This is a genomic window from Cellulomonas algicola, from assembly GCF_003851725.1.
In the GTDB taxonomy this organism is placed as follows: domain Bacteria; phylum Actinomycetota; class Actinomycetes; order Actinomycetales; family Cellulomonadaceae; genus Cellulomonas; species Cellulomonas algicola.
In genome coordinates this window covers 1-13,362 of record NZ_BHYL01000008.1, presented here as the reverse complement: position 1 = coordinate 13,362, position 13,362 = coordinate 1, and the positions used below count along the sequence as shown (strand labels likewise).

At 75.3% G+C, this 13,362-nt stretch carries 10 protein-coding genes; 4 read left to right on the top strand and 6 right to left on the bottom strand.

Features of this window, described 5'->3' with window-relative positions:
• Positions 1-111: 111 nt before the first annotated feature.
• From CTKZ_RS00510 to CTKZ_RS00500, 3 genes are all read right to left on the bottom strand, one after another.
• On the bottom strand, positions 112-1,026 hold the full coding sequence (locus CTKZ_RS00510) for an SDR family NAD(P)-dependent oxidoreductase (protein ID WP_124341087.1): 915 nt from the start codon (positions 1,024-1,026) through the stop codon (positions 112-114).
• Between the two features lie 206 nt (positions 1,027-1,232).
• A complete protein-coding gene (locus tag CTKZ_RS00505; RefSeq protein ID WP_124341086.1) occupies positions 1,233-2,468 on the bottom strand; it encodes an MFS transporter in 1,236 nt (411 codons plus the stop codon).
• Positions 2,465-2,824 (bottom strand): ArsR/SmtB family transcription factor, encoded by a 360-nt coding sequence (locus CTKZ_RS00500; protein WP_124341085.1) that lies wholly within the window; start codon positions 2,822-2,824, stop codon positions 2,465-2,467. The genes CTKZ_RS00505 and CTKZ_RS00500 overlap by 4 nt, the downstream gene beginning before the upstream one ends.
• Positions 2,825-3,029: 205 nt before the next feature.
• On the opposite strand from CTKZ_RS00500, the gene CTKZ_RS00495 reads away from it, so the two are divergent.
• Positions 3,030-3,596: a manganese efflux pump MntP gene (locus tag CTKZ_RS00495; protein ID WP_124341084.1), complete on the top strand. Its 567-nt coding sequence runs from the start codon at positions 3,030-3,032 to the stop codon at positions 3,594-3,596.
• Between the two features lie 60 nt (positions 3,597-3,656).
• Here the strand turns inward: CTKZ_RS00495 and CTKZ_RS00490 are convergent, their stop codons facing one another.
• The 3 genes from CTKZ_RS00490 to CTKZ_RS00480 form a co-directional block, all read right to left on the bottom strand.
• On the bottom strand, positions 3,657-6,167 hold the full coding sequence (locus CTKZ_RS00490; RefSeq protein ID WP_124341083.1) for a PQQ-dependent sugar dehydrogenase: 2,511 nt from the start codon (positions 6,165-6,167) through the stop codon (positions 3,657-3,659).
• A 289-nt stretch (positions 6,168-6,456) separates the two neighbouring features.
• Complete coding sequence (locus CTKZ_RS00485) at positions 6,457-6,774, bottom strand: PAAR domain-containing protein (RefSeq protein WP_200829593.1); 318 nt, start codon at positions 6,772-6,774, stop codon at positions 6,457-6,459.
• Between the two features lie 109 nt (positions 6,775-6,883).
• The gene (locus CTKZ_RS00480) at positions 6,884-8,212 is read right to left on the bottom strand and encodes a COG1470 family protein (protein ID WP_124341082.1); all 1,329 of its coding nucleotides are present in this window, start codon (positions 8,210-8,212) and stop codon (positions 6,884-6,886) included.
• Between the two features lie 166 nt (positions 8,213-8,378).
• Here CTKZ_RS00480 and CTKZ_RS00475 point away from each other — a divergent pair, with 166 nt between their 5' ends.
• From CTKZ_RS00475 to CTKZ_RS00465, 3 genes are all read left to right on the top strand, one after another.
• A complete protein-coding gene (locus tag CTKZ_RS00475; RefSeq protein WP_124341081.1) occupies positions 8,379-9,002 on the top strand; it encodes a response regulator transcription factor in 624 nt (207 codons plus the stop codon).
• Positions 9,003-9,119: 117 nt separating this feature from the next.
• On the top strand, positions 9,120-12,503 hold the full coding sequence (locus tag CTKZ_RS00470; protein ID WP_124341080.1) for a DUF11 domain-containing protein: 3,384 nt from the start codon (positions 9,120-9,122) through the stop codon (positions 12,501-12,503).
• A 4-nt stretch (positions 12,504-12,507) separates the two neighbouring features.
• Positions 12,508-13,227 (top strand): Pvc16 family protein, encoded by a 720-nt coding sequence (locus tag CTKZ_RS00465; protein WP_124341079.1) that lies wholly within the window; start codon positions 12,508-12,510, stop codon positions 13,225-13,227.
• Positions 13,228-13,362 lie beyond the last annotated feature (135 nt).

Genomic DNA, 13,362 nt, shown 5'->3' with positions numbered 1-13,362 from the left:
GGCGTGAGCGCGAGCTGGTGGCGGGGCGGGTGCGGCCGCCGGCACGGACCGGTCGCGGCGCGCGGTCCCGACGGGCCGTCGGGGCTCGGCGCCGGCGCGCGGGGGGACCGCTCAGCGGTCCGGGAGCGACGTCCCCGTGAGGTCCTCGGCGACGTGCCACAGCCGTGCCGCGGTCGCGTCGTCGCGCATCCGCCGCGAGAGCCGCGCGGGTCCCGGCGGGCCGACGATGCCGAAGATGCCCGACGGCCCAAGGTAGGCGCCCTGCGCGACGTCGCCGGTCGCCGCGAGCAGCAGCGACCCGACGCCCTCGGCGGGCGACATCGACGGCAGCAGCGAGCGCTCGCCGAACGGCGACCGGGGTGCGCTGTCGCGTCCGAGCGACGCGCCCGCGGTCTGCAGGTTGGTGCGCGTGAACCCCGGGTGCGTGACGGTCGAGAGCAGCGGCCAGCCACGCCGGTCGGCGACGTGCGCGAGGTGCCGCGCGAGCAGGACGTCCGCGAGCTTGGACTGCGCGTACGCGCGCCACGCGCCGTAGCGGCGACGGCCCTGGAGGTCGTCGAACCGGATGCGCCCGACGTGCGCGACGCCGCTGCCGGTCCACACGACGCGCGGCGCGGGTGCGGCCAGGAGGAGCGGCAGCAGGCGGTTCGTGAGCGCGAGCGGGCCGAGCGCGTTGGTCGCGAGCTGGAGCTCGAAGCCGTCGACGGTCTCGTGCCGGTCCGGCACCGCCATGACGCCGGCGTTGTTGAGCAGCGCGTCGAGGTGCGGCAGGTCGCGGGCGAGCGCGTCGGCGAACGCGGCGACGGACGACAGGTCGGCGAGGTCGAGGAGCCGCAGCTCGACGTCCGCGCCGGGGACGGCGGCGCGGATCTCGCCGACGGCGGTCGTGCCCTTGGCCTCGTCGCGCGCGGTGAGGACGACGTGCGCTCCCGCGGCGGCGAGCCGCTGGGCGGCCTCCCGGCCGAGGCCGCTGTTGGCGCCGGTCACGACGAACGTGCGGCCGGTCTGGTCGGGGACGGGCTGCACGGTGCACTCCGGGGCTGGACGACGGGGGGACGGCGGGCCGGACGACGGGTCGAGGACGAGGCGTCGCCCACTCTCGCACGCGCACCCGGCCCCGGCGCGACGCGGGGCTACGGGTCGACGAGGACCGACGCGACGCCGGGCTACGGGTCGACGAGGACCGACGCGACGCCGGGCTACGCGTCGACGAGGACTGGCGCGACGCGGGGCTACGCGTCGACGACGACCGACGCCCGACGTGGCCAGAGCGCCGTGGCGGCGACGGTCGCGCCCGCGCACACCACGGCGAGCACGACGGCGGCGCCGGTGAGTCCGCCGGCGCCCAGCCAGCCGGCGACGAGGTAGGTGACGAGCCAGCACGCGTGGGACAGCGAGAACTGCGCGGCGAAGGCGGCGGGACGGTCGGCCTCGGGCAGGTCACGCACGACGAGCCGCCCGACGGGGACCTCGGCGCAGGCCCACCCCGCGCCGACGACCAGCCAGATCGCGCCGACGAGCACGAGCCCGGCGGGCGACGGCACGCGCAGCGCGAGCGGGACCAGCGCGGTCGCGGCCGTGAGAGCCGCGGCGCCGCCCAGCATCACGGTGCGGTCGGGCAGCCGGGCCAGCACGCGCGGCACGAGGAGCGCCGCGACCATCGACCCGGCCCCGTTCGCGGCGAGGAGCAGCGCGACGGCGGTGTCGCCCTGCCCGAACGTCGAGCGCGCGATCACGACCGTCTGGACCAGGACGAACGCGCCCGCGGCCGCGACCGCGAGGTTGAGCGCGAGGACGGGTCGCAGCGCGGGGGTCCGGACGAGGAGCACGGCGCCGTGCCGCACGCGGGCCCCGAGCGGCAGCTCGGCGAACCCCGGGTCGCCGCGGCCCGTCGACGCCCGCGGCCGCCCGATCGCGACCGTCGCGACCAGGACCGCCGACGCGGCGAACCCGACCGCGGTCCCGACGAAGAGCGCGTGCGACGGGATGAGCAGCAGGAGCGCCGCGGCGAGCACGGGCGACAGGACCATCTCGAGGTCGTCGGCGAGCCGGGCGAGCGACAGGGCCTGCGTGTACTCGCGCTCGTCGGGCAGGACGTCGGGGACGAGCGCCTGCCAGGTCGGGGTGTGCGTCGCGGACGCGGCCTGCAGGACGAGGACGAGGACGTAGACCTGCCAGGTCGCGTCGACGAACGGCAGGAACAGCGCGGCGGCGGCGCGGACGACGTCAGCGGTCACGAGCACGGCGCGGCGAGGCAGGCGCACGACGAGGGCTGCGGCGAGGGGCGCGACGACGACGTACGCGACCATCTTGATCGCGAAGACCGTGCCGAGGACCTGGCCCGCGCGGTCGCCCGCGACGTCGTAGGCGAGCAGCCCGAGCGCGACGGTCGCGAGCCCGGTGCCGACGAGGGAGACGACCTGGGCGGTGAACAGCCGGCGGAACGTGGGGTGGGCGAGCGCGGTCACGAGGTCGGGTGGCTCCGGTGGTGGGCGGGGACGTCCTCGATCGCGTGCTGCGCCTGGTAGACGGCCTGCGTGACGAGCGTGCGGGCGTGCTCGTCGACGAGCGAGTAGAAGACGCGCGTGCCCTCCTGGCGGGTCTTGACGATGCGTCCCCAGCGCAGCTTGGCGAGGTGCTGGGAGACGGACGTGGGCGACTTCTCGACGATGTCGGCGAGGTGGTTGACCGACAGCTCGCGCTCGCGCAGGGCCAGGACGATGCGGACGCGCGTGGGGTCGGCGAGCAGGGAGAACACCTCGACGACGAGGTCGACGTAGGGCGAGTCGATGCCGAGGCCGTCTCTCTGCATATCTGCATGCATGCGCAGATAGTAAGCACGGTCCGCGGGGCGCAGGCGAGTTCGGCCGCCCGGATCCCCGTTTTCGCAGGTCACGCGACCAGAAGTTCCGAGACCGTTCTCACAGGCGCTCGGCTACCACCGTTCGCGGAGCGGCCCGTACGGTCGACCGCCGGGCCGCCGCCGCGTCCCTCGGCCTCGCGGCCGCCGACCGACCGGAAGTCCCACGATGTCGACCTGGGCGCTGCTCCTGATCGCCCTCAGCCTGTCCGCCGACGCGTTCGCCGTCGCGCTCGGCAAGGGCCTGCACATCCGCCGCCTGTCGTTCCGCGACACCGCCGCCATCGCCGTCGCCTTCGGCGCGTTCCAGGGCCTCATGCCGCTGCTCGGCTGGCTGCTGGGCGTGCGGCTCGCCGACTCCATCACCGAGGTCGACCACTGGATCGCCTTCGGGCTCCTCGCCGTGATCGGCGGGAAGATGCTCTACGAGGCGTTCACGCAGGGCGACGACGACGAGCCCGACGAGGACCACATCGGCCTGCGCGAGCTGCTCGTGCTGTCGGTCGCCACGAGCATCGACGCGCTCGCCGTCGGGATCGGGTTCGCGTTCCTCGACGTGCCGATCGTCGGCGCCGCCGTCCTCATCGGTGTCGTGACGCTCGTCGTCTCGCTCGCCGGGGTCCTGATCGGGCACCGCGTCGGCGTCCGCTTCCGCGGGCCGGCCGAGGTCGTCGGCGGCGTGATCCTCATCCTCATCGGCGTCCGGATCCTGCTGGACCACCTGGGCGTCTGGTAGCCCGGACGCACACCCCGGGCGGCCGCGACCCGCGTCCCGCAGCGCGTCGGCGGCGCGACGCTACGGGCGCAGGCGGGTCGTCGGGACGATCTCCGACGTCTGCGACGTGCTCGACCAGCGGAGCTCGGCGACCGCGTTCCGCAGGTTGTCGAAGTACTCGAGGACGATCGGCACCGACTGCCCCGCGGTCAGGGTGACCGTCCCGGTGTCGACGCGGCGGGAGTGGTTCGTCCACCGGTCGATAACCAGCCTCCCGTCGACCCACAGCCGCACGCCGTCGTCGGACGTCGTCGCGAACGTGTACGTCTGCGAGTACCGCGGCACGACCGACCCGCTCCACCGGACCGAGAACGTGTCCGCGCCGATGCCGCTCACGGGTGCCGCGAGACCCCAGTCGAACGCGATGCTCGGGTCGGTGCGCGTCACCGTCGTGCCGGTGAGGTCGACGTCGTCGTAGTAGACCGCGCGGAGCCCGCGCAGCCCCAGCGTCGCGGTCAGCGTCGTCGCCGCGGACGGTGTCCGCCACGTCCGGCTCGCGGCCGTCGAGCCGTCCGACCACCGGTCGAGCTCGTAGGTGCGCCCCTGCGCGTCCTGCTGCGACGGCACCGCGAGCCGCAGGTCGAAGCCCGCCCACGACGTGAGCGTCGTCGGGCCCGTGACCGTCTGGCCGTTGACCGTGAGCGTGCGTCCGGCGGGCGACGTCGCGAGCGTCACGTCGACCGTGCGCGGCAGGAAGTCGCGCGTCACGGTCGTCGTCGCGCCCTGCGAGTCCGTCGCGGTGAGCGCGATCCGCAGGTGGCTGTTCGCGGCCGCGGCGAGGTCCTCGGGGCCGGGGGCCTCGAACGACACCGACGTGCCGGTCACCGGGCCGAGGAACGGGTGCGTGTGCTGGTCGTGCACGCGCACGACCGTCCACGACAGGCGCGACCCGGGCACCGTGCCGTCCTGCGCGTCGGTCGCCGAGCCGCTCAGCGTGTACGACTGGCCGACGACGAACGTCGCCCCCGCGGCGGGCGAGGTGATCTGCGCGGTCGGCGCGGTGTTGCCCGAGCTGATCCGGGTCGTCACCGCGGCCGACGTCGCGCCCTGCGGGTCGCGCACGCGCAGCGTCGCGGTCCACGTGCCCGCCGCGTAGGTGTGCTGGACGGTCGGGCTCGTGGTCGTCGCGTCGGGCGTCCCGTCGCCGAACTGCCAGAGGTAGGTGAGCGTACCGCCGTCGGGGTCGCTGCTGCCGCGGCCGTCGAGCGTCGTGGTCAGCGGTGCCGCGCCGCTCGTCGGGGACGCGGTGAGCGCCGCCGTCGGCGTGCGGTTGGCGGTGCCCGTGTACGCGAGCCGCCGGATCTCTCCGCCGTTCGCGTACGTCGTGTAGTAGAGCGCCTGGCTGCCCGACCACGGCCCGAACTCGAGGTGCACGGCCGCGCCCAGGCCCGTCGAGACGTCCGTGCGCACCCCGCCCTCGAGCATCATGAGCTTGCCGCAGTTGTAGTCGCTGAACAGGTACCCGTCCTCGTACGCCGCGGGCCAGACGCCGTCGGGGACGAACGCGCCGCCCGTGATCGAGCCGCAGCCCGTGCTCCGGCCGTAGTCGTGGATCGGGTTCGTCATCCCGGCCGGGAGCGCGCCGCCGCAGCTCGTCGCCGATCCCGTCTGGGCGCAGTGCCCCTCGCGCACCGGCCAGCCGTAGTCCGCGCCCGACGCGCCGAGGTCGATCTCCTCCCACACGTTCTGGCCGACGTCGTTGACGTGGAAGACCGTGCCGCTCGCGTCCGGGTCGAACGCGAACCGGAACGGGTTGCGCAGGCCCCACGCGAACGTCTCGCGGCAGATGGTCCCCGCCGCCGCAGGGGCCAGGCGGCAGGACGCCGACCCGGTGCCGAGGAAGGGGTTGCCCGGGGCCGGGGCGCCGGTGGTCCGGTCGACGCGCAGGATCTTGCCGTTCAGCACGTTGCGGTCCCGCGACGCGTCGTTGTTGCCGCCGCAGCCGCTGTCGCCCTTGTAGTCGCAGCCCCCGTCGCCCGTCGAGACGTAGAGGTACCCGTCCTTGCCGACGTGCACGTCGCCCGCGTTGTGGTTGCCCGCCGGGCTCGCGATGCCGTCGAGCAGGACCGTCTCGCTCGCCGGGTCCACCACGTTGTCGTCGCCGAGGACGAAGCGCGACACCCGGTTCACCGGTGCACCGGCCGGGGTGCCGCCCTGGCTCGTCGGGCACGTCGTGCCGGTGCGCGCCGTGTAGAAGAGGTAGATCGCGCGCGTCGTCGGGTCGGGGTCCGTCGCGACGCCCAGCAGGCCGCGCTCCGAGTTGGTGCACAGACGGCTCGACAGGTTCAGCGCGGGCGTCGCGAGCAGCGTGCCCGCGGCCGTGCGCACCCGCAGGCTCCCTGACTGCTGCGTGACGAGCATGCGACCGTCGGCGGTGAACGCGATCGCGGACGGGTTCGGCACGCTCGCGACGAGCGACTCCGTGAACCCCGCCGGGACCGCGGCTGTCGCGGGTGGCGGACCGGCCACGACCAGCCCCGCGGCGACCAGGGCCCCCGTCACCACGGCCACGAGCGAGCGCATGCCGTTCATCGAGGGCCCCCGTCCTCGTCGACGCGTCAGGCCGCCACCATCCCCCCGCACGCGCCGGACCGCAACGCCCCGGACCGATTCAGCGACGGTCGGAGCCGCGCCACGCCGGGTCTGGGCCCTCGCTGTCGTCGACCCGGCGCTGAGTACCGGAGATCGACCGGTTGCGGTACCCAGCCCCGGGTCGCCGAGGTCAGGGTGGGCGCGGGCGAGGGTGGCGGGCGGGCGAGGGTGGCGGGCGGGCGAGGGTGGCGGGCGGGCGAGGGTGGCGGGTGGGGCTGGTGGTGCCGGGTCAGCCGCCGATGATCACCGTCGGGCAGCCCGGGCCCGGGACGACGGGGGTGCCGTGCATGCTCGTGTCGGCGAGGCGCGCCGCCGGGAAGTTCCCGATCAGCACCGTCAGCGAGCCCATCGCGATGCCGTTGGGCGCGGGCGACACGCACGGGATGCCGCCGGGCATCGCGTTGGCGACGGCGGCCGGCTGGTTGCCGATGAGGACGGTCATGACGCCGGCCGCGGGTGTGATCGGGCCGCCGACGTGCGGCTTCGGGCCGTCGAACAGCGGGCACAGGGCGCTGTCGCCGACGCGCAGCGCGGGACCCATGGGCATCTGCGGTCTCCCGTCGGGCGGACCGCTGGGGCGGTCGCTGTGCCTGTGGTCGGGGCGCCCGCGGTCGGGACGCCTGCGGTCGGTGTGCCTGCGGTCGGCGGGCGGACGGTCAGGGGGCGGGCGGCGGGGCGGGGACGGCGAGCTGACCGCTGAAGACGAGCGCGTCGTCGCACTGCGTGGGCGGCGACGTCTCGTTCTGCGGCTGCCCGGGCGCGCGGCAGATCACCGACATCGTGAGGGCCGTGCCGGACGGCAGGACGATCGGCGTCTGGAAGTGGAAGTCGTTGTCGCGGAAGTTCTCGAGCGCGACGTCGAACAGCACCGCGGGGTCGCCGCCGGCGGGGGTCTGGGTGAGCAGCAGGCGGCCGAAGTCGCCCTGCGGGTTGTTGAGGACCAGGTCGGTGAGCCGGAACGTGCCGCCGTCGGGCACCACGAACGGGTCGGCGTCGACCGCGGTCGGGGACGGCGGCGTCTGCACCGTCATGCGCTGCGTCGTGGGCGTGAGGATCTCGGTCGGCGGCAGGAAGTTCTGCGTGAGGTCCTCCATCTGCGCGACCTGCTCCTGCGCCGCGGCGGCGGCCTGCCCGGCACCGGTCGACGCCTGCTGCGCGGAGGTCGCGGCCTGCTGCGCGGCGGCGGCGGCCTCCTGCGCCTGCGCGACCTCGTCCTCGACCGACGACTTCGCGGCTGACTCGATCACGGGCTTCAGGAGCGTGAACCACAGCAGCGCGAGCAGCGCGAGCAGGAGCAGCAGGGCGAGCAAGGCCTTGAAGAACCACTTGGGGATCGTCGCGACCTGCACGTGCGCGCCGTCGAGCAGCACCGGCGTGGTGTTCTCCGCGGCGGCGGTGACCGTGAACGGCATCGTGACGTCGGGGCCGCGCCACAGCCGCTTCTCGGGCTTGACGCGCACGTCGGCGAACTCGACGGTGCCGGGGTTCACGGCGAGGATCTGCGGGCGCACGCGGAAGGCGAGCGCGCCGTTGTCGTCGGCGGCCGTGAGCGACACCGTCACAGGGACGTTGCCGCGGTTGTCGAGCGCGACGCGGTGCCGCGCCCCGCTCCGGCCGTGCGACGTGCGCGGCAGCAGCTCGGCGGTGGTGTCGAGGAACGGCAGGACCTCGACGACGCCCTCGGGGATCACGGTCTCGTCGACGTGCTCGAACGGGACGACGCGGATGCCGAAGTCGAGCGTCCCCGCGGGCACGGCCGCGGACCGCGGCGGTGCGAACCGCACGGTCGCCGTCGTGGTCGTGCCCGGGTAGAGGCCTTCGATGACGGCCGGCTCGACCGTCGTCCACGCCGCGGGCGCGCCCAGCACCTCGATGCGGTAGCCCTCCACCACGTCGCCCGTGTTCCGGATCTGCAGCGGGACGACCGCCTCGGTGCCCGGGCTGAGCTCCACACGCGCCGAGTCCAGCTTCGCCGTCGTCGTCATGCTCGCGACGCTAGGAGCGGGCACGCGCGCGCGGTACGGCGTCCGGCCCGGCCGTGGGGGCACCGCGGCTGCCCGTTGAGTCGTTGTTGACTGCACGATCAGTGCGCCCCGGCACGCTGTCCGTCAGTGCACCCGAGCAGCGGGTGCCACGGCGCAGGGGGCGACGATGGACAGGGTGGCCGTGTGGGTCAGCGCGAGGGACCCGATCTCGGAGGCGGGGGTGGTGAGCGCGCTGCGGCCGCGGCCCGAGGTGCGCGTGGTGCCCGCGGAGGAGGCACCGAACGCGCAGGTCGCGGTCGTGATCGCGGACTCGGTGGACGACGACGCGCTGCGCCTGGTCAGGATGGTGCGGCGGCAGAGCGCCGCGCAGGCCGTGCTCGTCGCGGGCCGCCTCGAGGACGGCGACGTGGTCACCGCGGTCGAGGCCGGCGTGCTCGGGCTCGTGCGCCGCGCCGAGGCCACGCCCGACCGGCTCGTCCGCGTGATCTGCGGCGCCGCCACCGGTGAGGGCAGCGTGCCCCCCGACCTGCTGGGACGCCTGCTCGACCAGGTCGGCACGCTGCAGCGGCAGGTGCTGCGGCCGCGCGGGCTCACGTTCACCGGGCTCGCGTCGCGCGAGATCGAGGTGCTGCGGCTCGTCGCCGACGGGTACGACACCTCGGAGATCGCGCAGCACCTCGCGTACTCCGAGCGGACCGTGAAGAACGTGCTGCACGACGTCACGACCCGCCTGCAGCTGCGCAACCGGTCGCACGCCGTGGCGTACGCGCTGCGCGAAGGTCTCATCTGACCGCTGCCCCTTCGGCACCTTCCGGCTGCCCCGACGGCTGACCGGGCGCGGGTGCTCGGGCCGTGCGGCGGGCGGCACCGTGAGGGGTCCGCACCGCGGAGGGCAGGAGGAGGCGTCGTGCGCCGAGCACTCACGGCCGGGCTGGTCGCCGCCGTCGTGCTGCCCTCGGCGGTCCTCGCGGCGTCGGGGGTCGGGCCGCGGCCCGCGGCGCTGCCGACACCGCTCGTCACCGAGCCGCGGCTCGCGTACGCGGACTCCGAGCAGCGCCTGATGTCGGTCCTCGTCAGCGACCCGCCCGAGCCCGAGCCCGAACCTGAGCCGGAGCCCGAGCCCGAGGATCCCGGCGGGATCGCCGCCGGCCCCGGCGGTGCCGGTGGGCTGCTCGGCGCGGCCGCCCCTCCCGTCGCCGGCCGGACCGTGCTGCCTGCCTTCGGCGACCTCGACGTCGAGGACATCGGGTTCGACGACGTCGTCGAGCAGGACCACCGCTACGACGCCGAGGGCTCGGTGCAGCAGCCGGGAGGCCGGCCCGGCGGCCGGTTCGAGACGCAGCCGCCGACGGCGTTCGTCAGCGCGCGGCACCTGCCCGAGGGCGACGTGTACGTGCGCTACGAGGCCACCGAGGACCTCCCGACGCAGGTCGTCCGCATCACGTGCGACGCGGCCGTCGAGTCGCACCCCGTGCTCTCGCCCGACGGCACGTGGATCGCGTGGGCCACGACGCGCGACGGGACGTGGTCGATCGTCCGGGCCTCGATCGACGACCTCGCCTTCCCGGACGACCTCGACTGGTGCGAGGAGGTCGGCGACCAGGCCGAGGCGGTGACGACGGGCGGGGCCGACGAGACGTGGCCCGCGTGGACGTCGGACAGCGACCGGATCGTCTACAGCAGCACCGAGTCCGACCCGCTGGGCGACCTGTGGTCGGTGTCGACCGACACCCTCGTGCCGGTCCAGCTCACCCGCGGACCGGCCGCCGAGACGCAGCCGACGGTCTCGCCGTGGGGCGACACCGCCGCGACCGTCGCGTTCACCACCTCGCAGTTCCGCACCGACGGCTCCCTCGGGCTGGTCGGCATCGGCAGGGACGGGCAGCCCGCGAGCCTGTTCGAGGGCAACGACGGCGCGGTCGTCGACCTCTACCCGCCCGGCGCCGGCACCGAGGAGTACCCGGGCCGCGTCCAGGCGTCCGAGCCGACGTTCGGCCAGGTCGACGACGTCGCGTGGCTGGCCTGGACGAGCCGGGAGGTGGACCCCGCGGGCGACGTGTGGGTCGGGTTCCTCGACGACAGCGAGGCCGGCATCACCGTCGAGTTCCAGGAGCCCGTGATCGCGACGCTGGGGCGCAGCGAGTCGCACCCGTCCTGGGGGTCCGTGTTCGAGAGCGGCGAGGGCGAGACGCCCGCGGCGTACCTGACCTTCACCGACGCACCGCGGCTCATCGACATCCACGACGTGCGCGCCGACGGCAGCGGGGACCTGCGGATCCTGGCGAACCGCACCGAGCAGCCGCCGCCCGACGAGCCGAGCGCGCCGCCGCCCGAGCCGCTGCACGAGCTGTCGCCCGCGTACCACCCGGCCGGGGACGAGCTCGCGTACGCCTCGGAGAACGCGGCGCCCCTGCCCTTCGGGTGGACCCTCTCGCAGGTGCTCCGGAGCACGCCGGCCGACCAGAACGCGGGGACCGTCCTCGACTACCCGGCCGGTCCGTTCGACGCCGAGCCGGCGTGGTCGCCCGACGGCACGCGCGTGGCGTTCGCCCGCTCGCCCGACCCGACGGGCAACGCGCCGACCCTGCTCTACGTCGCCGACCTCTCCACGAGCCCCGCGACGGTCACGCAGGTCACCGAGGGGGCCGAGGGGCTGCTCTTCGAGGACCACGACCCGACGTGGACGCCCGACGGGTCACGCCTGTTCTTCAGCCGCTGGTTCCTCGACGACCGTGGCGAGGACGTGCCGCCCCCCGAGCGGTACGCCGTCACGGCCACGACCATCTGGTCGGTCGACGCGGCAGGCACGGCGCCCGCGCAGCCGTTCGTCGTGGGGGACCCCTGCTTCCCCGCCGCCTCGTGCCCGCAGGTGGTCGCGGGGCGTTCCCCCGCCCTGTCGCCCGACGGAACGCGCCTCGCGGTCGTCGACCTGGGCACCCGCAACCTCGGCCTGGGAGGACTGCCGCTCACCGGCGCCGTCGCGCTCGGCGGGATCGGGATCCTCACCCTCGACACGACCGGGACCGGATCCCCCGTGCAGAGCGCCGTCGCCCTCACGGGCATCCGCAACGACGGCAGCGCGACGCCCCCCCGCCCGGTCGTCGACGGCACCGACAACCCGGCGTGGTCGCCCGACGGCACCGAGATCGCGTTCTCCGCGCACCGCGCGGGACAGCCGAAGCAACGCGGCATCTGGGCGGTGTCGGCCGCCGACGGATCGGGCCTGCGGGTCGTCACCGACACCCAGGGGAACCAGGACGAGCCCGCGTACCGGCCGTACGCCGACCTCGCGGTGACGCTCGCGGCGGCGCCGGCGCCCGACGGCTCGACGACGCTGACCGTGACCGTGAGCAACGCCGGTCCCGGCCTGGTGCGCGCGGCGCAGGTCGACGTCGAGCTGCCGCCCGGGCTGACGACGACCGGTCTGCCGGGCTGCACCGTCGCCGGTCAGCAGCTGACGTGCCCCGTCACGACTCCCCTGCCGCCGGGCGGGACACCCGTCGCGCTCGCCGTCCCGGTCCGGGGCGCCGCGACCACGGCGGAGCCGATCACCGCGGTCGTCACGAGCACGAGCCCCGAGCGGGACGTCACCGACAACACCGCGACGCTCACGCCGGCCGCGCCCGGCGTGTCCGTGACGGTGGCGGTCACGCCCACGCTGTGGGTCGGCGGGCTGCCGGGCACCGCGACGTTCACGGTGACGAACCTCGGGTCCCAGCCGGCCGAGGACGTCACGCTCACGACGGCCTTCCCGGCGATCGTGACGACGGCGGGCGGGGACCCGTGCACGTCCGGTCCCGGCGTCTGCGCGCTCGGGACGGTCGCGCCCGGCACACCACGCGTCGTCGAGGCGACCCTGCGCGCCGCGGCCGTGACCGGTCCCCCGCAGAGCGGGCTCGTCACGGGTGTCGTCGGCACGTCGTCGCCCGACCCCGTCGCCGCCGACGACACCGCGAGCGCACCTGTCGAGGTGCGGGCGCCCGAGCTGCTCGTCGTGCCGACCGTGCTGCGGCCCGGCGGCGTCGCGTTCGTCAACGGCCGCTGGTTCCCGCCCGGCGAGCCCGTCCGGCTCTCGTGGTCCACCGGGATCATGAGCGCACCGGGCCCGTACGTCCCGCTGGCCGACGGGTCCTTCCAGGCGTCTGTGCCCGTCGTCGCCGACACGATCCTCGGCCCGCGCCGCCTGGTCGGGACCGGCACGTCGCCCGGTCCGCTGTTCGGGGAGGTCGACACCGACCTGCTGGTGAACCCGAGCTCGGTCGCCGCCCCCGACTTCCTGTTCCGGAGGTGACCGCGTGATCGGCTCGGTCGACGAGGCGCTGCGCGCGCTGGTCCGTGAGGCGGTGGACAGCACGTCCGTCGAGGTCGTGCTCGACGCCCCGACGAAGGACTGGGCCGCGCGCCGCAACGCACCCACGGTCGACATGTACCTGTACGACCTGCGCGAGGACCTGCGGCGACGGTCGCGCGGGTTCCTCGAGAACCGGGTCGAGGGCGCGGTGCAGACCCGGTTCCAGCCGCCGCGGCACTTCCGGCTGTCCTACCTGGTCACCGCATGGACGCAGCGCCCGGAGGACGAGCACCGGCTGCTCGACGCGGTGCTCGTGCACCTGCTGCGGTTCGACGCCCTCCCCGCGCGCGTGCTCGAGGAGCGGCTCGTCGCCGCGGGTGCGCGCGTCCCGCTGTTCGTCGGCCTGCCGCCGCCCGAGGACCGCGGGTTCGCGGACGTCTGGTCCGCGCTCGGCGGTGAGCTCAAGCCGTCGATCGACGTCGTCGTCGACGTGCCCGTCCTCACGCCCGTGCCCGGCGACGTCCTCGGACCTCCCGTGCAGCAGCCGCTCACGGTCGACCTGCGGGACACCGACGGTGGGGGCACCGACACGGGCGTGCACCGGCACGTGCCACCCCCGCCGTCCGCGCCCGACGGCTCTCCGGGGTCGGCGTCCGGGTCGTCGTCGAGCGGCGACGGGCGCGGCGGTGCCCGGCCCGTCGCGCGCGCCCGGAGGCGGCGGTGAGCGCGGAGCCGGCCGGACGGGACCGGGCCGGTGCCGCGTTCGGGTTCGACACGGGTGCCGCGCCCGCGGTCGCGGCCGGTGCCGGACCCCGAGCCGCGCGGGCAGGCGACGCGAGCACCGCGCACGTCCTGGCCC

What these genes read in the sequence shown, in the direction of transcription:
- CTKZ_RS00500 (WP_124341085.1), bottom strand. Translation starts at nt 2,824, where the DNA reads ATGCATGCAGATATGCAGAGAGACGGCCTCGGCATCGACTCGCCCTAC.
- CTKZ_RS00495 (WP_124341084.1), top strand. Translation starts at nt 3,030, where the DNA reads ATGTCGACCTGGGCGCTGCTCCTGATCGCCCTCAGCCTGTCCGCCGAC.
- CTKZ_RS00490 (WP_124341083.1), bottom strand. Translation starts at nt 6,167, where the DNA reads ATGAACGGCATGCGCTCGCTCGTGGCCGTGGTGACGGGGGCCCTGGTC.
- CTKZ_RS00485 (WP_200829593.1), bottom strand. Translation starts at nt 6,774, where the DNA reads ATGCCCATGGGTCCCGCGCTGCGCGTCGGCGACAGCGCCCTGTGCCCG.
- CTKZ_RS00480 (WP_124341082.1), bottom strand. Translation starts at nt 8,212, where the DNA reads ATGACGACGACGGCGAAGCTGGACTCGGCGCGTGTGGAGCTCAGCCCG.
- CTKZ_RS00475 (WP_124341081.1), top strand. Translation starts at nt 8,379, where the DNA reads ATGGACAGGGTGGCCGTGTGGGTCAGCGCGAGGGACCCGATCTCGGAG.